The 25661-nt window shown below is 72.5% G+C and carries 28 protein-coding genes and 1 pseudogene; 14 read left to right on the top strand and 15 right to left on the bottom strand.

Features of this window, described 5'->3' with window-relative positions; genetic code table 11:
• Positions 1 to 2: 2 nt before the first annotated feature.
• The 6 genes from BU204_RS27465 to BU204_RS27440 all read right to left on the bottom strand — a co-directional run bounded on the left by BU204_RS27465 (position 3) and on the right by BU204_RS27440 (position 4405).
• Positions 3 to 893, bottom strand: coding sequence for a hypothetical protein (locus BU204_RS27465; protein WP_075128657.1), 891 nt, complete (start codon positions 891 to 893; stop codon positions 3 to 5).
• Between the two features lies 1 nt (position 894).
• Entirely contained in the window at positions 895 to 1101 is a 207-nt protein-coding gene (locus BU204_RS27460; RefSeq protein WP_075128656.1) for a heavy-metal-associated domain-containing protein, read from the bottom strand.
• A 74-nt stretch (positions 1102 to 1175) separates the two neighbouring features.
• Entirely contained in the window at positions 1176 to 1997 is an 822-nt protein-coding gene (locus BU204_RS27455) for an endonuclease/exonuclease/phosphatase family protein (protein WP_075128655.1), read from the bottom strand.
• A gap of 70 nt (positions 1998 to 2067) precedes the next feature.
• Positions 2068 to 2613 (bottom strand): DUF1697 domain-containing protein, encoded by a 546-nt coding sequence (locus tag BU204_RS27450; RefSeq protein ID WP_075128654.1) that lies wholly within the window; start codon positions 2611 to 2613, stop codon positions 2068 to 2070.
• Positions 2614 to 2633: 20 nt separating this feature from the next.
• Complete coding sequence (locus BU204_RS27445; RefSeq protein ID WP_075128653.1) at positions 2634 to 3719, bottom strand: calcium:proton antiporter; 1086 nt, start codon at positions 3717 to 3719, stop codon at positions 2634 to 2636.
• Positions 3716 to 4405: a TetR/AcrR family transcriptional regulator gene (locus tag BU204_RS27440; RefSeq protein WP_075128652.1), complete on the bottom strand. Its 690-nt coding sequence runs from the start codon at positions 4403 to 4405 to the stop codon at positions 3716 to 3718. Before BU204_RS27440 ends, BU204_RS27445 begins: the two co-directional genes overlap by 4 nt.
• 62 nt (positions 4406 to 4467) lie before the next feature.
• On the opposite strand from BU204_RS27440, the gene BU204_RS27435 reads away from it, so the two are divergent.
• Complete coding sequence (locus BU204_RS27435; protein WP_075128651.1) at positions 4468 to 6072, top strand: ABC-F family ATP-binding cassette domain-containing protein; 1605 nt, start codon at positions 4468 to 4470, stop codon at positions 6070 to 6072.
• On the opposite strand, the gene BU204_RS27430 is transcribed toward BU204_RS27435, so the two are convergent.
• A complete protein-coding gene (locus BU204_RS27430) occupies positions 6059 to 6997 on the bottom strand; it encodes a glycosyltransferase (RefSeq protein WP_143229793.1) in 939 nt (312 codons plus the stop codon). The two genes, BU204_RS27435 and BU204_RS27430, sit on opposite strands and share 14 nt — an antisense overlap.
• Before the next feature lie 83 nt (positions 6998 to 7080).
• Complete coding sequence (locus BU204_RS27425; protein ID WP_075128649.1) at positions 7081 to 7842, bottom strand: ANTAR domain-containing protein; 762 nt, start codon at positions 7840 to 7842, stop codon at positions 7081 to 7083.
• Between the two features lie 142 nt (positions 7843 to 7984).
• Here BU204_RS27425 and BU204_RS27420 point away from each other — a divergent pair, with 142 nt between their 5' ends.
• Positions 7985 to 8704 carry an STAS domain-containing protein gene (locus tag BU204_RS27420; protein WP_075128648.1) on the top strand — a complete coding sequence of 240 codons (720 nt, stop codon included), beginning with the start codon at positions 7985 to 7987 and terminating at the stop codon, positions 8702 to 8704.
• A gap of 68 nt (positions 8705 to 8772) precedes the next feature.
• Positions 8773 to 10110: a DUF2252 domain-containing protein gene (locus BU204_RS27415; protein WP_075128647.1), complete on the top strand. Its 1338-nt coding sequence runs from the start codon at positions 8773 to 8775 to the stop codon at positions 10108 to 10110.
• A gap of 18 nt (positions 10111 to 10128) precedes the next feature.
• On the opposite strand, the gene BU204_RS27410 is transcribed toward BU204_RS27415, so the two are convergent.
• Entirely contained in the window at positions 10129 to 10776 is a 648-nt protein-coding gene (locus BU204_RS27410) for a superoxide dismutase family protein (protein ID WP_233160667.1), read from the bottom strand.
• A gap of 174 nt (positions 10777 to 10950) precedes the next feature.
• Between BU204_RS27410 and ligD the strand changes: the two genes are divergently transcribed.
• From ligD to BU204_RS27380, 6 genes are all read left to right on the top strand, one after another.
• A complete protein-coding gene (ligD, locus tag BU204_RS27405) occupies positions 10951 to 11859 on the top strand; it encodes a non-homologous end-joining DNA ligase (RefSeq protein ID WP_075128646.1) in 909 nt (302 codons plus the stop codon).
• A gap of 42 nt (positions 11860 to 11901) precedes the next feature.
• Entirely contained in the window at positions 11902 to 12447 is a 546-nt protein-coding gene (locus BU204_RS27400) for a hypothetical protein (protein WP_075128645.1), read from the top strand.
• Between the two features lie 227 nt (positions 12448 to 12674).
• Positions 12675 to 13121 (top strand): STAS domain-containing protein, encoded by a 447-nt coding sequence (locus BU204_RS27395; RefSeq protein WP_083661683.1) that lies wholly within the window; start codon positions 12675 to 12677, stop codon positions 13119 to 13121.
• Positions 13122 to 13150: 29 nt separating this feature from the next.
• Positions 13151 to 14011: a GNAT family N-acetyltransferase gene (locus BU204_RS27390; protein ID WP_198943013.1), complete on the top strand. Its 861-nt coding sequence runs from the start codon at positions 13151 to 13153 to the stop codon at positions 14009 to 14011.
• Positions 14012 to 14013: 2 nt separating this feature from the next.
• Positions 14014 to 14382 (top strand): DUF5313 family protein, encoded by a 369-nt coding sequence (locus BU204_RS27385; protein WP_075128644.1) that lies wholly within the window; start codon positions 14014 to 14016, stop codon positions 14380 to 14382.
• A 191-nt stretch (positions 14383 to 14573) separates the two neighbouring features.
• Entirely contained in the window at positions 14574 to 15107 is a 534-nt protein-coding gene (locus BU204_RS27380; RefSeq protein WP_075128643.1) for an SRPBCC family protein, read from the top strand.
• Between the two features lie 4 nt (positions 15108 to 15111).
• Here BU204_RS27380 and BU204_RS42180 read toward each other — a convergent pair.
• The 3 genes and pseudogenes from BU204_RS42180 to BU204_RS27365 form a co-directional block, all read right to left on the bottom strand.
• Positions 15112 to 15529: pseudogene (locus BU204_RS42180) on the bottom strand (DUF6766 family protein).
• Positions 15530 to 15727: 198 nt separating this feature from the next.
• A complete protein-coding gene (locus BU204_RS27370) occupies positions 15728 to 16117 on the bottom strand; it encodes a hypothetical protein (RefSeq protein WP_083661682.1) in 390 nt (129 codons plus the stop codon).
• Positions 16118 to 16251: 134 nt separating this feature from the next.
• Complete coding sequence (locus BU204_RS27365) at positions 16252 to 17112, bottom strand: LysR family transcriptional regulator (protein WP_075128642.1); 861 nt, start codon at positions 17110 to 17112, stop codon at positions 16252 to 16254.
• Positions 17113 to 17372: 260 nt separating this feature from the next.
• Between BU204_RS27365 and BU204_RS27360 the strand changes: the two genes are divergently transcribed.
• The gene (locus BU204_RS27360) at positions 17373 to 18062 is read left to right on the top strand and encodes an ABC transporter ATP-binding protein (protein ID WP_408608051.1); all 690 of its coding nucleotides are present in this window, start codon (positions 17373 to 17375) and stop codon (positions 18060 to 18062) included.
• Positions 18059 to 20281 carry an FtsX-like permease family protein gene (locus tag BU204_RS27355; protein WP_075128641.1) on the top strand — a complete coding sequence of 741 codons (2223 nt, stop codon included), beginning with the start codon at positions 18059 to 18061 and terminating at the stop codon, positions 20279 to 20281. The genes BU204_RS27360 and BU204_RS27355 overlap by 4 nt, the downstream gene beginning before the upstream one ends.
• A 39-nt stretch (positions 20282 to 20320) precedes the next feature.
• Here the strand turns inward: BU204_RS27355 and BU204_RS27350 are convergent, their stop codons facing one another.
• Positions 20321 to 20605: a hypothetical protein gene (locus BU204_RS27350; protein ID WP_143229792.1), complete on the bottom strand. Its 285-nt coding sequence runs from the start codon at positions 20603 to 20605 to the stop codon at positions 20321 to 20323.
• 187 nt (positions 20606 to 20792) lie between these two features.
• Between BU204_RS27350 and BU204_RS27345 the strand changes: the two genes are divergently transcribed.
• Positions 20793 to 21491 (top strand): PP2C family protein-serine/threonine phosphatase, encoded by a 699-nt coding sequence (locus tag BU204_RS27345; RefSeq protein WP_143229791.1) that lies wholly within the window; start codon positions 20793 to 20795, stop codon positions 21489 to 21491.
• 239 nt (positions 21492 to 21730) lie between these two features.
• On the opposite strand, the gene BU204_RS27340 is transcribed toward BU204_RS27345, so the two are convergent.
• On the bottom strand, positions 21731 to 22771 hold the full coding sequence (locus tag BU204_RS27340; protein ID WP_233160663.1) for a zinc-dependent alcohol dehydrogenase: 1041 nt from the start codon (positions 22769 to 22771) through the stop codon (positions 21731 to 21733).
• Positions 22772 to 22804: 33 nt separating this feature from the next.
• On the opposite strand from BU204_RS27340, the gene BU204_RS27335 reads away from it, so the two are divergent.
• Positions 22805 to 24511 carry an IlvD/Edd family dehydratase gene (locus tag BU204_RS27335; RefSeq protein ID WP_075128638.1) on the top strand — a complete coding sequence of 569 codons (1707 nt, stop codon included), beginning with the start codon at positions 22805 to 22807 and terminating at the stop codon, positions 24509 to 24511.
• A 46-nt stretch (positions 24512 to 24557) separates the two neighbouring features.
• On the opposite strand, the gene BU204_RS27330 is transcribed toward BU204_RS27335, so the two are convergent.
• Entirely contained in the window at positions 24558 to 25013 is a 456-nt protein-coding gene (locus BU204_RS27330) for a nuclear transport factor 2 family protein (protein WP_075128637.1), read from the bottom strand.
• Between the two features lie 77 nt (positions 25014 to 25090).
• Here BU204_RS27330 and BU204_RS27325 point away from each other — a divergent pair, with 77 nt between their 5' ends.
• The gene (locus BU204_RS27325) at positions 25091 to 25645 is read left to right on the top strand and encodes a TetR/AcrR family transcriptional regulator (protein ID WP_075128636.1); all 555 of its coding nucleotides are present in this window, start codon (positions 25091 to 25093) and stop codon (positions 25643 to 25645) included.
• Positions 25646 to 25661: the final 16 nt, after the last annotated feature.

Genomic DNA, 25661 nt, shown 5'->3' with positions numbered 1-25661 from the left:
TGTCACTCCTCGTGGGACTCGGCCACGGCGGTGATCTCCGCGGTGCGGACGACGTCGTCGTGTTTGAAGTCGAGGTAGAGGCGGTAGGTGCCCACGCTGGGGACCTCGGCATAGAAGGTGATGTCCGGGCCCGGGGCGGCGTTCTCGTCGTCCGGGTGGACGTGGAGGTAGGCGAGATCGCCCTGCCGGAGGGCGACGAGGTGGCCGTAGGCGCCGAGGTAGGGCTGTAGGTCGCTGACCGGGCGGCCGGCCCGCTCCACGGACAGGGTCAGCTTGCTGGTCGTTCCAGCCTCCAGGTGACCGCGCAGGGTCACCCGGTAGCCGTCGACGGTGGTCGCCGTGGCAGACGCGGGCAGTGGCACTGGCTGGAACGCGCCGGGAACCGGCACGTCCACGCCGAGCGTGACGCCCTCGGACCGCCCCTCCGGGAGGAAGTCGGCGAACACCCGGTAGTCCCCGGCCGCGGCGAAGGGAAGCGGGACGCGCCAGGTGCCGTCGGCGGACATCTCCGGGTGGACGTGCCGGAAGCCGGACAGGTCCCGGCGGGCGACGATGAGGTGCATGAGCTTGTCGTGGTCCGGGACGAAGCGGGTCACCGGGCGGCCTCGGGTGTCGAGGATGCGGAAGGAGAACCCCTGGGGGTCGACCACCTCGAGGGTGTACCCGTCCGCCGAGACCTGCAGGCCCGCGGGCACGATCTCCTCGTGAGCGGCCTCGTCGGAGCGCTCGGGCTCGGCCGGGTGACCGTGGTCGGCAGCCCCGGTGCGGGCGTCGGCCTCCGCGTCCGCGCCGCCGGCCGGCCCGGTCAACCGGCCGACCCCGAAGGCGGCGACGAACACCGCCGCCGCGGTCACCGCGACAACGCCGAGCCTGGCTCCCGCCGAGAGCGTCATCTCAGCTCGCCAACTCGTAGCCGGCCTCGTCGACCGAGGCCCGCACGTCCTCCGTCGCGACGGGACCCTCGCTGGTCACGGTGACCCGGCCGGAGGCGAGGTCGACGTCGACACCGGTGACCCCCGGGATGCGGCTCACCTCCTCGCGAACCGCGCCAACGCAGTGCTGGCAGGTCATCCCCGTGACGGTGAAGGTGGAGGTGGTCACGACGTCTCCCAACGCAGGTGTCGACCGAATCTTCCTCCAGGTTACTATACCCCCGCACGGTATGCCAGAAGGCCTCAGAACAGGGTGGGCGGGCTCGCGGCCTCGAACGGGTCCATGGTGTTCAGCTCCGCCGTCGGCAGGCAGGAGAACGTGAGCGACAGCGCGGAGTGGTCGGACAGCCGAGTCGTCCTCGGCTCGTGCACGTACTCGCACTCCTCGATCTCCGCGGCGAGCTTCTTCGTGCAGTGGGCGTGGTCGTAGCGGTAGCCGTCGCCGGTCCGACCGATCCAGCTGTGCTCCACCAGGTTCGGCTCCGCCTGCCGGAACGCGTCGACCAGGCCGTGCCGGTCGGTGAGGCCGCGATAGAAGTCGTACTCGAACCAGCGGAACGTGGTGTAGCTCGGCTCGTGGTCGGGCTCGATGATGTTGAGGTCACCCAGCAGCACGGTCTCCGCGCCGGAGTCGGTGAGCCCACCGGTGCCCAGCGCGGCGGAGAGCTCGGACAGCCAGCGGCGCTTGCGCTCGGTGCGTTCGGCGGTGGCATCCCGGGTCGGCGCGTAGGCCCCGACCACGCGGACCAGCCCGAGCGCGGTGGAGACGAGCACGCCGCTGACCCGCTCTGGCAGGAACGTCACGTTCCCCGCGATCGGGTCGAGCTGGACGGGCAGCCGGCTGACGATCATCACGCCGTACTCGGTCGGTCCGGGCTTCGGGTAGACCACCGAGTACCCGGCCGTGCGGAACGCGTCGGCCAGGTGCCGGCAGCCCTCGGACTGCCTGGTCTCGGTGAGCACGAAGACGTCCTCGTGCCGGGTGGCGAGCCAGGCCAGCTGGCGGTGCGCACGCTCCGCCGACGGGCTGCCGATGTTGAAGGTCATCAGGCTGAGACCGGACATGGGCGAGATCGTAGAGGTGATCGCGGGCCACCCCGGCGACCGGTGGCGACTCACCGCGCAGTTCGGTCACTCAGCGTGTACGGAGGTCGGGAACGGCCTGAGCCATCGCGAGCAGCTTGGTCACCGTGTTCCAGTTGCGCATGGTGGCGACCTCGTCCGCCCTGGCCGGGAACGCGGCCAGCACCTTCGAGTCCCGCACACCCTCGGGGACCCAGAAGTAGACCTCGCGCTCACCCAGGTGGAACAGCTCCGGGGCGAAGGCGTCCGGTTCGAGGTCGGGCGAGGTGACCGGGCGGTCCAGGAACACCACGAAGTACCGGGACGGGTTGGTCGCCACCGCGCCGAGCGGGTCGGCCGCGACGACCTCGGCCAGCTCGGCAGCGGTTCGCAGGACGCACGCGACCGGGAAGCCGGCGCGTTCGGTGAGGTGTGCGGAGAGCTCGGCGCGGACCTCGTCCAGCTCCCGTTCGGTGCGGAAGACCGCGTTGCCGCTCTGGAGCAGCGTGCGGACCTCGGCGTGGCCGAGCTCGGCCAGCCACGTCCGCAGGTCCGCCATCGCCACCCGACGGCGGGAGCCAAGGTTGATGCCCCGCAGCAGGGCGGCACAGCTGGTCACGGAGCCACCCTAATGGCCGGTCAGGGGTTGATCGCGAGGAAGACGAACGCGGCGAGCAGCACCAGGTGCACGCTGCCCTGCAACCGGGTGGCCCGTCCCGGCACCACGGTCAGCACGCTGACCACGACGGTGAGCACGAGCAGCACCATCTGCGTCGGACCGAGCCCGAGCAGCAGCGGCCCGTCCAGCCAGACCGAGGAGAGCGCGATCGCTGGGATGGTCAGCCCGATGCTGGCGATCGCGGAACCGTAGGCGAGGTTCAGGCTGGTCTGGATGCGGCCGCGGCGGGCCGCGCGCACCGCGGCCAGCGTCTCCGGGGCCAGGACGAGCACGGCGATCACGACGCCGACGAACGAGTGCGGGAACCCGGCCGCGGCGACCGCCGACTCGATCGCGGGCGACTCCACCTTCGCCAGCCCGACGACCGCGAGCAGCCCGACGACGAGCAGGCCGAGGCTGGTCAGGGCGGCGCGGGCGCTGGGCGGCGCGGCGTGCTCGTCCTCGCCGTCCTGCTGACCGTGCTGGGCGACCGGCAGGAAGAAGTCGCGGTGTCGGACGGTCTGGGTGAGCACGAACGCGACGTAGAGCGCGAGCGAGGCCAGCGCGGCGAAAGCCAGCTGCCCCGGCGAGAACTCCGGGCCCGGCTGGCTCGTGGTGAACGTGGGCAGGACCAGGCTCAGCGTCGCGAGCGTGGCCACGGTGGCGAGCGCGGCGCCGGAGCCCTCGGCGTTGAACAGCGTGACGCCGTAGCGCCGGGCGCCGACCAGCAGCGAGATCCCGACGATCCCGGTCGTGGTGAGCATGAAGGCGGCGAACACCGTGTCCCGCGCGAGCGTGGCCGTCTCCTCTCCCCCGGACACCGTGAGCATGACGATCAGGCCGACCTCGATCACCGTCACCGCGACGGCCAGCACCAGCGAGCCGAACGGCTCCCCCACCCGGTGGGCGACCACCTCGGCGTGGTGCACCGCGGCCAGCACGGCCCCGGCGAGCAGCAGCGCGACCAGGACGACCGGCACGACATCGAGCTCACGGCCCCAGGTCAGGGCGAGCGCGACCAGCGCGAGCAGGGGTACGGCGACCGTCCAGTGCAGGAGCTGCCTCATCCGCGCCCCGCCCGCAGGCCGGCCAGCATGCCGTCCACCCCGCGTCGGAACAGGTCGTCCCAGTCCTGCTCGCCGAGGTGTCCGGTGGCCGCCAAAGTCGGGTACCGCGCCGCCTGCGCCCGGACGAGCTGGTCGGCCGCGTCCACCGAGCCGCCGGCGACCCTGGTCAGCGCCGAGCCGATGACGAGGTTGGCCAGGCCGTGGGTGGCCGCGGCGAGCTCGACACCGGCGAAGCCGCCGCGCACGAGCGCGGCCTGGAGGAACTCGGTACGGGTCAGCACGTTGGGCCCGAGCATGGGACGGCCGAGCAGCCCGGGCGCCCACGGGTGGCGCAGCATCACGGCGTACCAGGCGTGCAGCAGCGCACGGACGTCCGCCGCCCAGTCCGCTGAGGCGGTGGGCAGGTCGACGTCGCCGAAGACGGCGTCCAGCGCGAGGTCGAGGACGTCGTCCTTGGTGCGCACATGCCAGTAGAGCGTGGTGGGGCCGGCGCCGAGGCGGGCGGCGAGGCGGCGCATGGTCAACCCGGCGGCACCCTCCTCGTCGAGCAGCTGGACGGCCTCGGCGACGATCCGCTCCCCGGTCAGCGGCGGCGCGGCCCGCTGCGGACGTGGCGCCCGGAGCCAGACTTCGCCGGCGACGCCGCTGCTCCTGCCCCCTCTCCCACCGACCCGTGACGTGCCCATACCCCCAACACTAGTATGACGCTCGAGCACTAGAACAACGTTCGAGTGAAGGACCAACGTTCGTGGGTTATGTCGAGGTCGCACACCTCACCCAGACGCTCCCCGACGGCCGGCCGCTGCTCGACGACGTCTCGTTCCGGGTCGGTGCGGGCGTCGTCGCGGGGCTCGTCGGTCCCAACGGCGCCGGCAAGACGACCCTGCTCAGGCTGATCGCCGGCGACCTCGCTCCGACCGAGGGCGAGATCAGCACGAGCGGTGGGGTGGGGGTGCTGCGCCAGTTCGTCGCGCCGCCCTCGGCCACCGTGCGAGAGCTGCTGCTCTCGGCAGCTCCCGCGCGGATCCGAGCCTCGGCCGCGACGCTGCTCGCGGCCGAGGCGGCACTGGGGGACGACGAGTCGAGCCAGCTTGCCTACGCCGCCGCTATCAGCGAGCACCTCGAGGCCGGCGGGTACGAGATCGAGGTGGTCTGGGACACGTGCACGACGGTCGCCCTCGGCCTGCCCTTCGCCGAGGTCGCCACCCGGGCGGTGGGGACGCTCTCCGGGGGCGAGCAGAAGCGCCTCGTGCTGGCGGCGCTGCTGCGCGGTCCGGACGAGGTGCTGCTGCTCGACGAGCCGGACAACTACCTCGACGTGCCGGCGAAGGAATGGCTCGAGGGCGAGCTCGCGGCGAGCACCAAGACCGTGCTGCTGGTGTCGCACGACCGGGCACTGCTGGCCAACACCACCTCACGCGTCGTCGCCGTCGAGGACCGGGACGTCTGGGTACACGGCGGCGGGTTCGGCACGTTCCCCCGGGCACGAGCGGAGCGCGTCGCCCGCATCGACGCCCGGCGCCGGCAGTGGGAGGAGGAGCACCGCAGGCTCCGCGACCTGACCAACTCGCTGCGCCAGGCCGCGGCCCGCAACGACTCGGTCGCGTCGGCCTACCGGGCGGCGCGGTCACGGCTGACCCGGTTCGAACAGGCCGGACCGCCGCGCCGTCCGCCGAAGGAGCAGAACGTGCGGATGCGGCTGCGCGGCGGCCGGACGGGCAAACGCGCGCTGGTCTGCACGGACCTCGCGCTGACCGGGCTGACCGCCCCGTTCGGCCTGGAGGTCTGGTTCGGCGAGCGGGTGGCCGTGCTGGGCGCCAACGGCACCGGCAAGTCCCGCTTCCTCGCCCTGCTCGCGGGGGAGGCGGTGCCGCACGAGGGCAGCGTCGAGCTCGGTGCGCGGGTGGCGCCGGGGTACTTCGTCCAGACCCACGCACGACCGGACCTGGACGGACGCACGCCGGCCGAGATCGTCGTCGAAGGCCTCGGACTCGACCGCGAGGACGGGATGTCCGCCCTGGCCCGCTACGAGATCGCCCCCGCGTGGAACCAGCCGTTCGAGACGCTGTCCGGCGGCCAGCAGGCGCGGCTGCAGATCCTGCTCCTGGAGCTCACCGGCGCGACCCTGCTCCTGCTGGACGAGCCGACCGACAACCTGGACCTGGCCAGCGCCGACGCCCTGCAGCTCGGCCTGCGTACCTTCGCCGGAACGGTCCTGGCCATCACCCACGACCGGTGGTTCGCCGCCGAGTTCGACCGGTTCCTCCACTTCGGCGCCGACGGGCGGGTTCGCGAGGTACCCGAGCCGGTGTGGGAGAGCGCGGTGGCGCCGGGGTCGCTCAGGCCGCTCTGACCGCGGCCGCCAGCTCGCCCTCGAGGGCGTCGACGGCCGGTTCCGGTGCACCCGCGAGAGCGACCAGCGAGCGGGCGCGGCGGAGCGCGGCCCGGACGACCTCGTCCACCCCCAACCTGGACACCGCACGCAGCAGCGACGCCGGCGTGAGGTCGGCCTTGGGCAGCAGCACGCCGAGCCCCAGCCCCGCGACCCGTGCCGCGTTGCGGTGCTCCTCGGGCGTGTTCGGGACGAGAACCGTAGGCGTCGACCCGTGCACCGCGGCGGCTATCCCCGGCAAGCCCCCGTCGGAGAGCAGCACGTCGGCATGTGCCAGGGCGGTGAAGCCCGGGGTGAGGACGGCGACGGGCGGCGGGTCGGCGAGCCGCCCGGTGTCCGCCAGCACCACCTGCCAGTCGGCCGGGTCGAACGCGGCGAGCAGGGTCGCCACCGGGAGGTCGTCGTGGGCGACCAGGAGCACCGGGCGCGGATCGCTCGGCACCCACTCGCCGTGGACCGTGCCGCGCCCGCCGGGCCGGACGTAGACGGCGCGGGTGCCGAGGAACCGCTCGGCTGGCCAGGCCACGGCTCCACCAGCGGGCAGCTGGGCATGCGCGACCACGACCCGCACGCCCCACTCCACCCCGAGCCCGAGCGCGGCGTCGCGGGTGGCCGGCTCGCAGACCACGAGATCGACCGGCCCGCGGGCGGCCAGGGCCGGCAGCTCGCCGACGGCGTGCCCGTCCCGTCCGCAGCGCAGCAGCACCACGTCCCCAGCGGCCTCCTCGTCGGCGAACGGGTCGGCGGTGGCGAAGGTCACCCGGTGCCCCCGCCGCCCGAGTTCCTCTGCCAGCACCAGCGAGGGGTACAAGTGGTCGGCGTCGGGACGGCTGAGGAACAGCACGTGCCGGGACGGTCCCATGGCAGCCTCCGTGGTGCGGGTCACACCGACGACGCTAGGCACGGCCGGTCCAACCCGCCTCAAGCACGGATCGAACACGCTGGCCACGGGCCCGGAGATGGGGTACCTCAGGCGGTGGGTCGCCCGGCGAGGCTCAACCCGAGCTTCTCCACGGCGCTGTCGAAGCTCCGGTTCTCGTGCGCGTCGACCAGCAGCTCGGCCACCTCGCGCAGCTTGGTGTTGCTGTTCTGCGAGGCCTGGCGCAGGGCGGCGAAGGAGGTGTCGGAGTCGTAGTCGAACTGCCGCATCAGCAGCCCCTGGGCGCGGCCGACCAGCGACCTCGTCCGCAGCGCGGTCTGGAGCTGGCCGATCAGCTTGTTGCTGTCGTGGTAGAGCGCGGCGTTGTCGAAGGTCACCCCCGCATGCAGGGTCAACATCAACACGACGTCGTAGCCAACCTCGCCGAACTGCTCGGGCTCCCGCGAGAAGAGCGTGAGCACCGCGGTCTCCGCCCGGTGGGTGTGCAGCGGGAGGGCGAGGCAGCCGTGGTAGCCGGCGGTGAGCAGGCGGGCGGAGAACGCCGGCCAGCGCTGGTCGGAACCGGCGTGCTCGAGCCTGCGCGGCTCCACGAAGGTGAGCGCCTCGACGATCGGGCCGGGCACCAGCGGGTCGATCGGCAGCTCGGCGGTGCCGTCGTGGGACTCCACCGCCCCCGCGACGGTCTCCACACCCTCCGGGGAGCGAACGGTGATCGTGGCGGCGTCGCAGGCCGGCACGCTGGCCACGATCCGCCGCACGAAGCGATCGAGGGTCGCCCCGAAGTGGTCCGCCTCCACCAGGCGGGTCACCTCGGCCAGTTCGCGAGCGATGGACGAGAAGTCGGCTGCCATTCCTCGGAGTCTGGTTCGTGGGACGAGCCGGGGCAAGCGGCGCCCCGGGTTCCGTCCGGACCGGCGGAGGACTAAGGTTGAGAGCGCACCTAACCACGGTTATGCAGCCAGCCGTGCCCTCTTGACCTTTCAGGAGGTCCACGTGGCTGATCCCTTCCGCGGCTCCCGTTACGACCCTCGGTCCAGGGAGCGCAGACGTCTGCGCCCCGGTCCGAGCGACCAACGGCTCGCTCTGCGCACGCTCGCGGTGAACCGCGGTGTCGTCATCGTCACAGCTCTCGGTGAGATCGACCTCGCGAACAACGCCAGGTTCGCCGAGACCCTCGCCGCCGCCGCCGACCGCGACCTGCGGTTGCTGGTGTGTGACCTGTCCGGGGTCGAGTTCCTGGCCTGCACGGGCATAGCGGCACTCGTCGAGCTCAGGGCCGAGCTCCACGTGCGCGGCGCCCTGCTGCGGGTCGTGACCACCGACTCCACCGTCCTGCGCGTACTGGACGCCACCGGCGAACGCGCACGGCTGGGCGTGTGCGCCGACCTCCCCGAGGCCCTCGCCGGGTTCGTCGAGCCGCGCGAGGCGGCCGCCGGGCCCGTCACTCCCCTGACGACCCTGCGCAACGCCCTCGACGAGGCGGTCCAGCAGACCGGCACGCTCGCCGCGCTCTGCGGCGTGCTGGCCGAGCAGGTGTCGGCCCTCGACGCCGGCCACCTCGGCGACGAGCGGGACCCCTGGCGGCCCGGTGACACCCTCGCCGACACGGTGCAGGACCTGCGCGTGATGCGGGACCACCTGGCGACGGGCGTCCTGCTGGCGGCCGCGATCGACGACCTCGGACAGCTGCGCCGCACCGACCCGTCCACATAGGATCAGGGGGTCACCCTCCCGACGGGGGGCGGTGGCAGGCCGGGAGCCGAGCCACACCGGGAGGGGCCATGGCAGGTGCCGTCAAGCGGATCCGCGACCGCGGGGAGCAGGCACGGGAGAAGGAGATCGTCGAGGTGCTCGTCGACGCGTTCGACGAGCTCATGCGGGCCGACCCGGTCGCCTTCCGGCGGAAGTTCCGCAAGATGGCCGCCTCCCCGTTCCCGTTCTACCGCGGCAGCGCGTGCCTGTTCTACGCCGACATGGCCCGTGACGAGGACCCCTGGGCCGACGAGCGGACGAGCCGGGTGTGGATCCAGGGCGACTTGCATGCGGAGAACTTCGGCACGTTCATGGACTCGTCCGGCACGCTGGTGTTCGACGTCAACGACTTCGACGAGGCCTACCTCGGCTGCTTCACCTGGGACCTCAAGCGCCTCGCCGCGAGCGTCGCCCTGATGGCCTGGGGCAAGGCCATCTCCGATGCGGACATCGCCCGGCTGGTGGGCACCTACCTGCGCTCCTACGTGCGGCAGGTCCGGGCGTTCGCGGAGAACCCGGGCGACGAGACGGTCCGCCTGCATCTCGACTCGACCGAGGGCGTCGTCCACGACGTCCTGCTGCGTGCCCGGCTACGCACGCGCATCGACCTGCTCGACACGATGACGACCGTCGCCGAGTACGAGCGGCGGTTCACCCGGGGCATCGGTGTGCGCGAGCTGCCCGAGGACGAGCGGGAGGCCGCCCTCGCCGCGTTCGAGGCCTACCTGGACACGATCCCGCAGGGCAAGCGGTTCGGCGGGAACACCTACCACGTCAAGGACATTGTCGGCCGCAGCGGGTTCGGCATCGGCTCCGCGGGGCTGCCCGCCTACAACGTGCTGGTCGAGGGGCACACCCAGGCGCTGGAGAACGACGTGGTCCTGTCGATGAAGCAGGGCAACGTGCCGGCGCCGAGCAGAATCGTGGACGAGAAGCGGATCAGGGACTACTTCGTCCACGAGGGCCACCGCACGGCGGTCTCGCAGCGCGCCCTGCAGGCGCACGCCGACCCCTGGCTCGGCCACACCGAGCTGGGCGGGGTCGGTTTCGTGGTCGCCGAGCTGTCCCCCTACACCGCCGACCTGGACTGGTCGGAGCTGACCGAGCCGACGGAGATGGAGCCGGTGCTCGAGTACCTCGGCCAGGCGACCGCGAAGACCCACTGCGTCTCCGACTCCGACTCCGAACAGTCCCTTGTGGACTTCCAGGTGGAGGAGGCCATCGCCGGGGTGGTCACCGACGAGGACGAGTTCGTGCGCGCCCTGACCGAGTTCGGCATGTCCTACGCCGAGCAGGTGCGCGTCGACCACCGGCTGTTCGTCGACGCGTTCCGCGGCGGCCAGATCCCGGGCATCACCTCGGTCTGAGCCATAGGGCGCGCCGCTTCAGAACCAGACCGTCACACAGGCCAGCCGGGCCCCGGCCATGCCGGCCGAGCCGGGCTCGGTCTGCGTGTGGGTCTCGTGCAGGACGACCGAGCGCGGGCGGTGGTCGCGGAACACCCAGTCCACCGTCGTCGCGGTGAGGCCGCGACCCCGGGCGTCGGTGGTGAAGTCGAGCCAGACCTCGTTCTCGGGGTTGGCGTACTGGGGGTCGGTCGACGGCTGCTGGGGGTCGCGCCGGTTCTGGTAGTGCGGGCCGGCGTCGGCCGGGGCGGGACCGCACGGTCGCACGTGCACGTGCGCCCCGTACTGCCGGTTGGGCACCAGGCCCTCCGTGACGAGCAGAACGCCGGTCCGCCCGGCGACCGAAGCTCGGGCGACGGCCACGAGGGCGCGGTTTGGCACCAGGTCCGGTCGGTAGGTGACGGCCGTCGCGGTCGGGCGGTACGGGCCGAAGCGGGCGAGGACCAGGCCGACCCCGGACGCGAGTTCCGCACCCACCGGCACGGCGGCGTCCGGCATCACCTGTTGCAGAACTTCCTCCGTGACCTCCGCCACGCCTTCCTTCCCCGTCCCGCCCGGTGCCGGGACGGGCAGCTGCGGCGCGGCGACGGCCGCCGCGACCAGGGCAGTCAGAAAAACGGTGCGCATGAACTTCCTCCGCTCGGGGGAAGCGGCCATTATGGAGCCAGAAGCGGGCGGGCGCAGGCCGAAGAATTACTCACCGTATCTTCTTCCTCACGCGCTCGTTATGAGGGGCATGCGTTTCGAGAATGTGACGACCGGGTACGCGACGACCACGCCTGGCTGTCGGCGGGCGGCGCGATGAACGGCTGGCCGAACCCCATGCTCGCCACCATCACCGACCGCCGGTTCTCCGACGACAACTGGATCTTCGAGCGCAAGCTGGACGGGATCCGCACGTTGTCCATTCGGGACGGTTGGCGACCCCAGCTGTGGACGAGGAACCAGAAGCGCATCGACGAGAGCTTTCCCGACCTGGTCGAGGCGCTCGCCGAGTTGGGTGGCCCCCGGTTCGTGGCGGACGGCGAGATCGTCGCGTTCGACGGCAAGGACCGGCCCGTCTCGCTGCAGACCAGGAACAGGTCGGCGGTCCGCGTGTACTACTACCTGTTCGACCTGCTCTCCCTGGACGGCACCGACCTCTGCGGGGAGCCGCTGCGTGACCGCAAACGAGCTCTGCGCGACGCGTTCCGCTTCCGGGACCCGCTGCGGTTCAGCGAGCACCGGGACCGGGACGGGGAGGCGTTCTACCGGCACGCGTGCGCGCAGGGCTGGGAGGGCCTGATCGCCAAACGGGCCGACTCACCCTATCGGGGCGGTCATTCCAGCGACTGGCTGAAGTTCAAATGCGTCCGGGACCAGGAGTTCGTCGTCGGGGGGTTCACCGAGCCGCAGGGCTCCCGCGCGGGGTTCGGCGCGTTGCTCATCGGTTACCACGAGCAGGGGCTGCTGCGCTACGCCGGGAAGGTCGGGACCGGGTACGACCGCGCCACCCTGCACGCCCTGCGCGCGAGGATGGACTCGATGGCCCAGTCCGAGTCGCCGTTCGTCGACGAGGTGCGTGAGCCGACCGTGCACTGGGTGCGCCCGGAGCTCGTGGTCCAGGTGGGCTTCAGCGAGTGGACGCGGGAGGGCAGGCTGCGCCATCCCCGCTTCGGCGGCCTTCGGGTCGACAAACCCGCGGGTGAGGTCGTGCGTGAGTCGCGATAAAGCGGGCAGAGCTGGGTACCCCCGGGTCCGAGGTGATGCCACATGCGTAAGTTCGACGATTCCGGTCCCCGTGCCGACGGGCCGCCGGTGGTGTGGACCGGACCCGAGGTGGGTCCCGCGCTGGTCGTGATCGACCCCAGCGGTGCCGCCAGGCACGCGGAGCTGCCGCCCACCTGGCGGCAGCTGACCCAGGACCACCAGGTCGCCTGGTGCCGGGTGCCGGCCAGCCGGCGCTCGGTCGAGGACATCGAGGACGTGCTGGAGTCACTGGCCGAGCGGCAGGCGCCGAGCGTCACGATGGTCGCTGCCGGCGAGGCCTGCTCGACCGCCATCGAGGTGGCTCGGCAGTTCGAGTCCCTGGTGACCCAGATCCTGCTGGTCGACCCGACCGACGACACGCCGGAGTCGGCCCGGGTGACGGTCGTCGCCCGCAGCGCGGGCGAGGGCACGAGCGGGCGGGGCGACAAGGAGGTGGACCCCGAGGTGGACCGGGTCCCCGCTCCCCTGCCGCTGGGTCACCCGGACGTGGTGGCCGGTGTGGTCGCCGCGCTGTCCGAGTCGGACCGACGGGCGGGCAACATCCGCTAAACTGTCCTTAATAGACGCTCTATCCCAGCATTTGGGCTTGTCGCTCAATAGGCTTCGGTAGGCCCCTGGAGACTTGTGGTGCGCTCCCCAGGGGCCTACCGTGGTAGGTACGCGGTTGATTACCCAGCCGTGTTCGCCGGGGACCAGCCCGTGTCCCCGCCGGTAGCGGCGTTCAAGCCTGCACGCGTTCTCCGCTGCTCGTCATCCACCGAGAAGAGGCGTTCGTCGTGTACAACACCTCCTTGTGGACCGGCGGCGAGGTCAACACACCGCGCCCACGCGGACCGAGTGGCCAGCAGTCACTCCCCGCGCCGTTCTTCGACATCGACGTCACCCGACAGCCGGACATGCCGGTGGTCGCCCACGTCATCGGACCGATCGACCTACTGACCGCTCCCGCACTGCGACTGTTCGTGGACGACAACGTGACCGACGACCACGGGATGGTCCTCGACCTCAGCGAGGTCGACTTCCTGGCCGCCTCCGGCCTGACCGTTCTGACCGACACCGAGGCGCGCGCCGTCCGCGAGCACCTGACCTGGGCGGTCGTGGCCAACACCAGACCGGTGCTCCGCCCGCTGGACCTGCTCGGCCTGCGTGGGCAGCTGCCCACCTTCAGCTCCGTGGGGCACGCGATGGCGGCCGTCTCGGGCACCGTGACCAGCTGTCGTTAGCCATCCTCGCCACTCGTACTGTTGCGCGCGTGTTCACCCTGCGCGAGTACGAGGGACCCGTGGAACTGGCGGCAATGCAGTCCCTCGCCAGCCGGGTTGCCGCGGTCGCCGGCTTCCGGCACCCGGGGGACCTGGCCTGGGCCGCGGCCCTTGGACAGGAGTGCCGTACGGCCGTCTGGCGCGCGGGGACCAGGACCGTGGCCTGGGCGTGGCTGACCGACGAGCTCGCGGCGCAGGTCGACCCGGAGCACCCCCCGCTGGCCGAGGAGGTCCTCGACTGGGCCGACGCGGCCAGGGTTGAAGCGTGTTCCGCGGAGAAACCCCTGGTGGACGCCCTGAGGCGGCGCGGGTTCGAGCCGGAGCCCGGAGCCTTCATGGTGGCGATGAACCGCCCCCTGCGCGGGTTGCCGACGCTGGCCGGGCTCCCGGCGGGTTACCACATCCGCCCGTCGGCCGACCCGGTCCGGCGCGCTGCCGCGCACCGGGCGGCCTTCGGCTCGGCGCGGATGAGCACCGAGCGCCAGGTCGCGCTGACCCGGCGCGCCCCGTACCGCGACGACCTCGACCTCGTCGTCGAGAACGCCGCGGGCGAGTACGTCGCGTACTGCCTGGGCTGGTACGACGAGGCGACGCGCCTCGGCGAGATCGAGCCGCTCGGGGTCCGTCCCGAACACCGGCGCCGGGGCCTGGGTGCTGCCGTGTCCCTCGCCGTCCTGCACGCTCTCGCGGCGGCCGGCGCCACCCGCTGCCTCGTCTACGCCCGCGGCGACCAGGCCCACCCCGCGCCGAAGGCGCTCTACGAGTCCCTCGGGTTCGCCCGGCACGCCCTCGTGCACACCTACGTCCTCCGGGGCGCGGACGCACGCATAGCCGGCGGCGGGGCAGGGTAGCCATGGGTATGGCCGTGGCACGCCCCAACCCCTTCCAGTGGCTCCACTACAGCTTCGGCGGCCGGCTTCCGGACCGCTACCGCGACTGGGTGCTTCAGGACGCCACCTCGCGCACCTGGCTGTGGCGGTTCGTGGCGCGGGTGCTCGTGCAGACCGCGCCTTGGCTGGTCGTCGGCTTCGTCGTGCTCACCCTGCTCACCCCGCTGCCGTCCGGGCTGGTGCTCGGCGCGCTGGCGATCGGGCTCGCGACGACCCTGTACTTCACGGTGAGCAGCGCCGACGAGCTGACCGAGGCGCGCCTGGTGAAGCAGGGATTCGAACCAGGGACCGGCAAGCGGATGCGTCGGGAGCGCTCGGCCCAGCACCGCTGAGCCGGTCCCCCCTCAGTGGTCACATCCGATGTCTACATAGGACTGAACGGTCTCCTGGTACTTCTCCGGGTCCGGACCGGACGGCAGCGTCCCCGCGCCCTGTCGAATGAATCACCTGGTTGGGGAGGTTCAGATCCACTCGTGCCGGGTAGCCGGATGGGGTAACCGAATGACACGAGGAGGGGTCTTTCTTGACCACCATCGAAAAGCACATCGATGTCGAGGCACCTGTGCGTACCGCGTACAACCAGTGGACGCAGTTCGAGTCGTTCCCCCAGTTCATGGAGGGCGTCGAACGAATCGTCCAACAGACGCCCACCCGCACCCACTGGGAGACCAGCATCGGTGGCGTGCGGCGCGAGTTTGACGCCGAGATCACCGAGCAGCACCCCGACGAGCGCATCGCGTGGCACTCGGTCGACGGGCCGCAGCAGTCGGGCGTAGTGACCTTCCACCGCATCGACGAGCGCACGACCCGGGTCAACCTGCAGATGGACTACGAGCCCGAGGGACTCGTCGAGAAGGCCGGCTCCGCGCTGGGCGTCGTGGGCAACCGCATCCAGGGCGACCTGAAGCGGTTCAAGGAGTTCATCGAGCACCGCGGTCAGGAGACCGGCGAGTGGCGCGGCGACGTGCAGCGCCCTCCGCAGCAGGGTGAGCAGGGCACGACCGGCGACGTCGGCGGCACTTCCGGCGCCAGCATCCCGCCGGGCGGGCTGGCCTGACCGGCTAACCAGACTCCTCGGTGACGCCGTGCGCGGCACCGACCGGTTTGGACTCCGGCGAGCCGCGATGTCGCAAGTAGACAGTCAGTACGGCCATCGAGCCGATGGCGAGGAACTCGGACTGCCAGTTCTGCAGTGTGCGAGCGAGCGGGAGAACAGGGCGGTACGCCATCCACCGACCCGGGCCCACTTCGGTGAGTCCTCGGTGGCGTACCGCCCTACCTGCTGTTCCTCATCGGACCGCCGACCGACCTTGTGCGCCGGTTTGGACTCCGGCGACCGCGCTGGACCAACCAGACCGTTGCCACGATGAACAGGAAGAACTGCAGGTACTCAGACTGCCAGTTCTCCGCGACGTCGACCGCGAACTCCGAGGCGGCCAGGAAGGCCCAGAACGAGATCTGCTGACCGCCCTCGATCACCTGGGGGTCGTTGAAGTCGGCGCCTGCCCCACAAGAGCCGCGAGGAACAGCAGTCCGAACGCGACGCTGAGCCCGTTGTCACGGAGAAGTCTTTTCATGGGTTCCTAGAGCCTCAGCAGGCCGATGACGACGAAGTACAGCAGCCCGACCAGCGTGATCCCAGGTAGAGCACGAAGATCGTGCGCCGCATTGTTTCCCTCACGAGCCCAGCAGACAGTCGAAGGTCTCGTCCTCGGGGGGCGTACAACCGGCGGCGGCCACCCGCCACCCACTGCCGAGCTCGACGAGGAACACCGTGTCGGTCCGTCCGGTGGCCCGCGCACGGTCCCCCCAGACCTCGACCTCGTCCACGGTGCCGCCCGGCAGCCCGAGCGAGGCGAGTGTAGCGGTGCACGGGCCGTCCTCGCCGAACTCCAGCTCCTCGCGTGTCTTGGGGGCGAGGAGCTCACACGCGGCGCCCGCGTCCGCATCCTCCGCAGCGGCGAGGAACCGGCCGGCGACCGACGACGCGGTCTGTCCCGCCGAGGAGCCGCACGCGGCGCAGACCAGGATGAGGACCGCGGCGGCGCACGCCCGGTAGATCATCATCGGGCAAGGGTGCGACGAGCCGGGGACAGTGTCACTCGAGCGACGGGTGCCCAGCCGCGCGCGGGAGTGGCTTGCCGCGAGGAAGGCCTGCTGGCAAGGAGAAGGCCGCCACCACCCCCCGAGGCCGCGCCACCTCAGTCGGCGAGGGTGCGCAGGGCGTGGACGAAGGGGGGTACGAGCGGGTTGGCCGTGCTCGTGGGCCAGGTGACCGCCAGTTGGAGCGGGGCGAGGTCGGCGACCGCGCGCCAGGTGAGGTCGGGGTGGCTGGTGGTGGTGGCGATCGAGGCGGGGGCGACGCAGACCGCGGCCGTCGCCGCCGCACGGTCGAGCAGGTCCTCGAAGGTGTCGGTTTCCGGCTGGGACCGGGTGGGCCACTCGTCGACCCAGGCGGGTGGGGCCGCACGGGTCCACAGCACCGGTTCGTCACGCAGGTCGGCCAGTGTCAGGGACGGACGCGTCGCCAACCGGTGGGTGGTGGACAGGGCGACCAGCCGGGGCTCGGCGGCCACGACCGCCGTGTGCGGGGGCGGCTCGGGGTGCGGCGGCAGCCACAGGAGTGCCACGTCCAGGGTGCCCTGGCGGAGGGCGTCGGCTTCGGCGCCGGGTTCGAAACGCCTCGGTTCGACCGTTGCCTGGGGATGGCGCAGCTGGAAGGTGGGCCGGGCCCGGCGGACGAGGTGGTTGCCGGCCCCGGCGACGAGCCCCACCCGCAGGATGTTGGCCTCCGCGGCGGCGGTGGTGCGCACGATCCGGGTCGCCTGCTCCCACTCCAGTAGCTGCCGGCGCGCGGCGGCCAGCAGCACCTCCCCCGTGCGGGTGAGCCGCACCTCGCTCTTGGTCCGCACGAACAGCTCCGTGCCGAGCCGGTCCTCCAGCTGTCGGATCTGGCGGCTGAGCGAGGGCTGGGAGACGAACAACGCCCTGGCGGCCCGGGTGAAGCTCAGCTGCTCGGCCACCGCGACGAAGTACCGCAGCACCCGCGTGTCCACGTCCATGTCGACCTCCCGGCGATGCCCCAAAGTATGGCCGCGGATATCGGTCCCCCGTGAGACCAGTTCCCCCGCCGCGGTGAGAAATCGCCCCCGCAACAAGGGAAACCACCGAAAGCGCGGGGTGCCGATCGGCCGGGACCCATCGGCCGATCGGCCGACCCGCCTCGGCCGGGCCATGGCCGTCTGCCCGAGGCGGCGCGGGGGCCCGCTCCCGCAGGCTGTGCGCGACGAACGGTTCACCCACCACGTACACGGGAGACGTTGTGCACACCCAGGCGACACCACTGCTGACCGGCCGCGGGCTGGTCAAGCGGTACGGCCAGCAGTACGCGCTGGCCGGCGTCGACATCGACATCCACGCCGGCGAGGTTCTGGCGATCGTCGGGCCGTCCGGCTCGGGCAAGACCTCGCTGCTGCACGTCCTCGCCGGCATCCTGCGCACCGACGAGGGACAGATCACCCTTGGCGGCCAACGGATCGACCAGCTGAACGAGACCAGGCGCAGCGAGCTGCGGCGCACCGAGTTCGGGTTCGTGTTCCAGTCCGGCATGCTCGTCGCCGAGCTCACCGCCGAGGAGAACGTGGCGCTGCCGCTGCTGCTCGGCGGCCGCGACCGGACCACGGCGCTGGGCGCGGCCCGCGAGTGGATCGGCCGGCTCGGCCTGCAGGGCAAGGAGCACCGGCGCCCGGGCGAGCTCTCCGGCGGCGAGGCGCAGCGGGTGGCGATCGCGCGCGCGATCGCCCACCGGCCGAAGGTGATCTTCGCCGACGAGCCGACCGGGGCGCTGGACACGCGCACCGGACACGACACGGTCCAGGCGCTGGTCGAGTCCGCCCGCACCACGAACACCGCGGTGATCATCGTGACCCACGACCGCGAGCTCGCCGCGTCGCTGCCGCGGACGGTGGCGATCCGGGACGGCCGGATCGAGCAGGCGGTGCCGACCGCATGAACCCGGTCCAGCTGGCCCTGCGGGTGCTGCGCGCCGACCGCCGCACCCGCGTCGCCACCCTGCTCACCGCCGTCGGCGTCGCCGTCGCGACCGCGCTGGTCCTGCTGCTCGCGAGCCTGCCGATGGCCGCCGAGGCCCGTGCCGAGCGCGCGCTGTGGCAGCAGCCGCAGTACGAGCTGTCCACCGGCGGTGGCGCGACGATCAGCTGGAGCTCGAGCACGGACGAGATCGACGGGGAGCTCATCACCCGTGTCGACGTCGCCCCGCTGGTCGACCCGGCCGACGTGACGCTTCCGCCGGGCATCGAACGGCTGCCCGGACCCGGCGAGATGCTCCAGTCGCCGGACCTCGCCACCCTGGCCAGGGAACGGCCACCCGCCGAGCTCGCCGACCGCTTCGGCGCCGAGCCGGTCGGCCTGCTCGGCGACGACGCCCTGCGCTTCCCCGAGCAGCTGGTCGTGCTCGTCGGGCACAGCCGGGACACCATGCCGGACAGCGCGATGGAGCTGTCCTCGTTCGGCTTCGGCGACGCCGAACCCGACGAGCTGCTCTCGCTGCTGGCCGGGGTGGGCGTGGTGGTGCTGCTCGTGCCCAGCCTGGTGCTGGTCGCCTCGGCGTCCCGGCTGATCGCCGCCCGGCGGGAGCGGCGGCTGGCCGCACTGCGGCTGGCGGGCGCGACGCCGGCGCAGGTGACCGCGATGGTCGCCGCGGAGACCGGGCTCGCCGCGGTCGCTGGCGCCGTGCTCGGGGTGGCGGCGTCCCCGCTGCTGCACCGGCTGGCGGCCTTCGTCCCCTGGGCCGGCGGGACCTGGTTCGCCGGCGACTTCGTGCTCCCGGTGTGGCTGGTCGTGCCGATCGCGCTGGTGGTGGTCGTGCTGGTGGTGGGGGCGGCGGTGGCCGGCCTGCGGCGGGTGGTGAACACCCCGCTGATGGCGACCGGCACCGGGTACGCCCGCAAGCCGCTGTCCTGGTGGCGGCTGCTCCTGGTGCCCGCGGCGGTCGCGGTGTTCTTCTGGACGCTCACCCAGGCCAGCAGGCAGGACGGCACCATGCTGCCGATGCTGGTGGCGCTGGGCGTGCTGATGTGGTCGCCGAGCCTCGTCGGTCCGTGGATCACCTCGGCGCTGGGCGGCGTCTTCGTCCGGAGGTGGCGGCGCCCGGCGGCGCTGCTGGCCGGGCGGCGACTGCGCGACGATCCCAAGGCCGCCTACCGCGCGTCGGCGGGCGTGGTGCTCGCCGCGTTCGCGGGGTCGATGGCGTTGACGCTGATGCCGAGCCTCGAGGCGGAGTCCGGGTACTACAGCCAGTTCCGCGAGGAGGTGCTCTACCTGACCACCAGCGAGGACCGCGCGGCCGCGATCGTGGCCGACGCCGACGAGGCGCTCGCCGGCTACGGGCTGGACGTCCGGGCCGCCAGGGTGGACCACGCGGACATCACCAGCGGCCAGGAGCTGCACATGGCGGTCGTGGCCACGTGCGCCGAAGCCAAGCGGCTGCTGCCCGGCACCGAGGGGCTCACCTGCCGCGACGCCCCCGCGATCTACGCGAGCCAGCCGCTGGACCTGGCCAAGGCCGGCGTGCACGACCCGTCGACGGGTTCCACGGTGCCGCTGCCGGCGGACGCACCCGTCGCGCCCATGCCGGCCGCAGCCGACGTCGTGGTCGTCGACCCCGTGCTCTGGCCGTCCGGGGCGCCCGCGCAGGGGGTGAGCGTCGCGGTGCCGGCCACCGAGAAGAGCCGGGAGATCGTCCGGACCGCGCTGCTCGGGGCGTCCGGGGGTGAGCAGGTGATCAGCAAGGAGATGATGCTGGGCCAGCAGGACACGCAGCTGGCGGACCTGCGCCGGGTGACCGTGATCGGCCTGGTGACGGCGTCGCTGCTGGCCGGGGTGAGCGCCGCGATCTCCACGGCCGGCTCGGTGATGGACCGCCGGAGGACCTTCGGCGCGCTGATGGCGGCGGGGACGCCGGTGCGCACGCTCGCCCGGGCATTGCGGGCCGAGGCGGCGCTGCCAGCGCTGGTGGCGACGCTCGGTGCCGGTGCGCTGGGGACCGCGGTCGCGGTCGGGCTGTTCGGGTTGGTGTCGCAGAGCGCGCCGGTGTTCAGCCCGTGGATCGCGGCTCCGGTGGTCCTCGGCGCGCTGGTGGCGCTGCTCGCGGCGGCGGTGTGCGCGCCGGCGCTGCGGCGGGTGCGGGCCGAGCCGCTGGTGGACGAGTGAGCCGGGTGGGGCCTGCGTCGGGCGGGCCCCACCCGTTTCCTACGGCAGCAGGTCCATCCGGGCCTGCTTGAGCATCAGGACCGCGCGTTCGGTCATGCCGTCCCGCAGCAGTGCGGCGGCGAACCGGACGGCGTCGGCCTGCGCGCGAACCTGGGGGATGTCCCCGCAGGCGGCGCAGCGGACCAGAGCGATCAGCAGAAACTCGGCGGCGCCGTCGCCGTCGGGCTCGGGGGTGTCGAGTCTCGACAGGACGCTGTCGATACCCGTCAGTAGGTCGTGCCCGGCTCGTGGCCGAATGTTCGGCACCGCGTCCTGTATAGCCATGACCCAAGCCTCTCCTTTGAAGCGTTCGGTAGCCGCGAGGTACCTCCACATTGGACCACCAAACGCGATCTTGGTGTAAGGCGCCCCTTCGAGTGACGGCGACCCACAGCCTCCGTTCACACGGCGCACAGGAAAAGCTCAGGCAGCGGGCGCACGCTGGGGTCAGCGACGAGCCGAGGAGGGCCAGATGAAGACCCAGCCGATCCGGCCGGGGTGGCACACCGCCAGCTTCCTGGGGGCGAGGGAGACCAACGCCGACGCCGTCGCCGCGAGCACCGACTGGACGACCGGCCGACTGGCGGTAGCCCTCGCCGATGGGGTGGGCGACACCCCCGCCGCGGCCAGGGCCGCCCTGCGCGCGGCGAGCGAGGCGGCAGCCGCTCCGGTCGTCGAGGGGCCGGTGGCCGCGCTGGCCAGGGCCCGCCGGGCGGTGCTGGCCGACCCCGAGGCGGGAGACTGCGTCGTCGTGGTCGCCCAGCCGCTCCCGGTCGGCTACGCCATCGCGTGGGTGGGCGACGTCCGCGCCTACGCCTGGAGCGGCGGGGTTCTGCACCAGCTCACCACCGACCACACCGTGGCGGAGTACTTCCGGGCGCGAGGGGAGCCGGTGACCAGGCGGATGGAGCACACGGTGCTGACCAGCATGCGCACCGCCGACCCACCCCGCTTCGGCCACACCACCCTGCGGACTCCCACCGGACTCCTGCTGACCAGCGACGGCGTACACCGCGTCCTGACGAGCGGCGAGATGGCGGACATCCTGGCGCGGTCGGTGAACCCCGCCGCCGCACTGACAGCCGCGGCGAAGGCGGCTGGCGCCACCGACAACGCCACCGCCGCCGTGATCGACCCCGGCGGGATGGCGGTGGCGCCGGTCGCGGCGTGATCGTGGGCTGAGGTGGTCCGGCACCGCCGGCGCTGAGGCCCGGGACTGTCGGTGCCTGCTCGTAGGCTGGTGACCGGGGGCCGGAGGCCAACCGGCACGTGCTTTTCCGGACATGGCCGCCGCTTTGGCAAGGACTGTCGGTACCCGCTCGTAGGCTGGTGACCGGGGGCCGGAGGCCAACCGGCGAGAGCTTCCGGACCTGGCCGCCGCTTCCGTCCGGACCAGCCCGGAGGTCGGCGCTAGCGCTTCGGATCTACGTGGAGCTTGGGTGCCGCGCCCCACTCGGGTCGCCGGGTGCCGGCCAGGACGGGGGCGACCTCAGCGAGGCCGACGGTCGCCGCCACCAGGGGGCGGGGGTCCACCACTCCGGCGGCGAACCGGTCGATCACGCCGGCCAGGCCCGCGGAACCGCTGAGCACCCCTACCGCCGTCACGTCCTTGAAGACCAGCTCGCGGGTGTCCACCGGGCTGGGCTCGCCGGCGATCCCGATGAACACGACCCGGCGGCCCGGCTCCACCAGCTCCACCGCCCTGGCCGGCAACCCCGGCGCCCCGGACGCGTCGATCACGCCGTCGAACGGCACCGGCGGAAGCGTCTCGGCGGTCCACGACGACGCGAAACCCAACCGCCGCGCGAACGCCAGCGACGGCTCCTCCCGGCCGAGCACGTGCACCTCGACACCCTCCGCCGCGGCCAGCAGGGCACACAGCAGGCCTATCGTCCCCGGACCCAGCACCAGCAGGCGTTCGCCCGGCCGGACCTGCGCCGCCTGGACCGCGCGCAGGGCGTTGCCGCCGGGCTCGACGAGCGCGCCAGCTATCGCATCCACTGTGGACGGCAGCGGGTGCAGGAAGCGGACCGGAACCGGGAGGTACTCGGCCAGTGCACCCGGCCAACCCCGACGGATGCCGATCTCGTACCGGTCGGCGCACAGGTGCTGCCTGCCGTCGACGCACCGGGCGCAGCGGCCGCAACCGAGCATCGTGTCGCCGGTGACGTGGCGACCCAACCACGACGGGTCCACGTCGGGGCCCAGGGTCGCGACCACGCCGGCCCACTCGTGGCCCAGCCGCATCGGGTACTCGGCCTGCCCGGTGTGCAGGTAGGACATCTCGCCCGAGAAGAACTCCGCGTCGGTCCCGCAGACGCCGGCCCGCTCGACCTCGACCAGGACCTCGCCGGGCCCGGGGACGGGGACCGGCACCGTCCGCACCGAGGCCCGGCCCGGCGCAGTCACGACGAAGGCGCGCATCGCACCCGCGGGGGTAGCGTTGTCCATGATCTTCCGAATCCTAGGGCGGAAGGACCTCCGATGCGCAGTTCGGCCTGGTACTCGGGCGAGGATCGCAACGCATACATGCACCGCGCCTGGATGCGCCGCGGCGTACCCAACGACAGCTTCTCCGGACGGCCGCAGATCGCCATAGCCAACACGGCCTCCGACCTCACCCCGTGCAACGCCCACCTCGACGAGGTCGCGGAGAGCGTGCGGCACGGCATCTGGGAGGCCGGCGGTGTGCCGCTGAACCTCCCGGTCGTCTCCCTCGGTGAGACCAACGTCCGCCCCACCGCCATGCTGTGGCGCAACATGGCCGCGATGGCCACGGAGGAGATGCTGCGGGCCAACCCCATCGACGGGGTCGTCCTGCTCGGCGGCTGCGACAAGACAATCCCGTCGCTGCTGATGGCCGCGGCGTCGGTGGACCTGCCGGCCGTGGTCGTCCCCGGCGGCCCCATGCTCACCGGCACCTTCCGCGGCACCCCCCTGGGCTGCGGAACCGACGTCTGGCGCCTGTCCGAGGAGGTCCGGGCCGGCACCCTGTCCAGGGAGGCGTTCCTCGAGTCGGAGTCCTCCATGATCCGCAGCCGGGGCCACTGCAACACGATGGGCACCGCGTCGACGATGGGCCTGCTCGCGGAGGCGCTCGGCACGACACTGCCCGGCACCGCCGGCATCCCCGCGGCCGACAGCCGGCTGCTCGCCCAGGCGCACGAGACCGGCCGGCTGGTCGTCGAGATGGTCGCCGAGGACCGGCGGCCGAGCCAGGTGATCACTCGCGGCTCGTTCCGCAACGCGATCGTCGCCCTCGCCGCGCTCGGCGGATCGACCAACGCCGTCGTCCACCTGCTCGCCATCGCCGGCCGCTTGGGGATCCCGCTGACCCTGGAGGACTTCGACCGGATCGGCGGGGACGTGCCGCTGCTGGTTGACCTGCAGCCGGCCGGGCGCTTCCTGATGGAGGACCTGTACCGGGCCGGCGGGCTGCGTGCCGTGCTCGGCCAGATCGTCGACCTGCTCGACCCCGACGCCAGCACGGTCACCGGACAACCACTCGTCGCGGGGCTCGACAACGCGCCGATCTGGGACCCGGAGGTGATCCGCACCCGCGGTGAGCCACTGCTGCCCGCGGCCGGGATCGCCGTGCTGCGCGGGAACCTCGCTCCGAACGGGGCGATCATCAAGCCCGCGGCCGCGTCGGCGCACCTGCTCACCCACCGCGGCCGCGCCGTGGTGTTCGACTCGGTCGAGGACCTGCACGCCCGCATCGACGACGAGGACCTCGACGTCGACGCCGACTCGGTGCTGGTGCTGCGCGGTTGCGGCCCCAAGGGCTACCCGGGCATGCCCGAGGTCGCGAACCTGCCGCTGCCGGCGAAGCTGCTCCGCGCCGGGGTGCGGGACATGGTGCGGATCTGCGACGGGCGGATGAGCGGCACCGCGTACGGCACGGTCGTGCTGCACGTCGCGCCGGAGGCGGCAGCCGGCGGGCCGCTCGGGCGGATCCGCACCGGTGACGTGGTGACGCTGGACGTCGCCGCCCGCCGGCTGGATGTCGACGTCCCCGCCGACGAGCTCGCCGCCCGCGACCCGTCCCCCGCGATGGCCGAGGCCCTCGCGCGACCGCGACGCGGGTGGGAGCAGCTCTACGTCACCACGGTCAACGGCGCCGACACCGGAGCCGACCTGGACTTCCTGGTCGGCTCGAGCGGGCACGCGGTCGCCCGTGAGTCGCACTGAGAGGCGCGGCCGCACAGTCCCGGTCGCTGGGCTGTGCGGCCGCGCCCTAACGGAGGGGTAGGTCCAGGCCGCGCTCGTGCTCCGGCCGGGGACCGAGGATCCGCCGCTCCGCCTCGGTGATGGGGACGTCGTTGATGCTGGCCTCGCGCCGGGCCATCAGCCCGTGCTCGTCGAACTCCCACAGCTCGTTTCCGTAGCTGCGGTACCACTGGCCGCCGGCGTCGCGGGACTCGTACTGGAAGCGGACCGCGATGCGGTTGCCGTCGAAGGCCCAGAGGTTCTTGCGGAGCGCGTAGTCCAGCTCTCGTTCCCACTTCGCGGTGAGGAAGGCGACCACCTCCGCCCGGCCGGTGAGGAACACGTCCCGGTTGCGCCAGACGGTGTCCTCTGTGTACGCGAGGGCGACGCGGCCGGGGTCACGGGTGTTCCAGGCGTCCTCGGCGGCCTGCACCTTGGTCAGGGCGCTCGCGCGGTCGAACGGGGGCAGCGGTGGGCGGTCCATACGGGTCCTCCTGGAGAGAATCACGGTTCTCCACTAGCCTAGAGAACGCTGGTTCTCCGTGTCGACAGGAGGTGGGCATGGACGTCGGGACGGCCGAGACCCGGGCGCTGGACGCCGCCGAAGACCTGTTCTACCGGCGCGGGGTCCACGCGGTGGGCATGGCGGACATCCGTGATGCCGCCGGGGTGTCGCTCAAGCGCCTCTACCAGCTGTTCCCCAGCAAGGAGCAGCTCGTCACCGCGTTCCTCCGCCGCCGCGACGGCTCACTGCGCGCCAGCCTGGCCGCTCACGTGGACCGCCGACAGGACCCGGACCAGCGGATCCTCGCGGTCTTCGACTGGCTGCGGAAGTGGTTCGCCGAGCCGTCCTACCGCGGGTGCGCGTGGGTGAACCTGTTCGGGGAACTGGGCGCGACCTCGCCCGCCGTGGCCGAGGAGGCGCGGCTGCACAAGGACGCGATGCTCGGGTACCTGCGCGAGCTGGCGGCCGCGGCGGGGCGCCCGACCGAGCTGGCCGACCAGCTGCTCCTGCTGGTCGAGGGCGCGATCACGATGGCCGCGATCACTGGCTCCGAGGCGCCTGCCCTGCGCGCCCGGGCCGCCGCCGCCACCCTGCTCGACGCTTCCCGCTGACGCCTCCCCGCCGAGC

The sequence above is a fragment of the Actinophytocola xanthii genome, assembly GCF_001921205.1.
Classification (GTDB): domain Bacteria; phylum Actinomycetota; class Actinomycetes; order Mycobacteriales; family Pseudonocardiaceae; genus Actinophytocola; species Actinophytocola xanthii.
The sequence above is the reverse complement of the archived record's forward strand: the minus strand, read 5'-3'. Positions and strand labels throughout refer to the sequence as shown.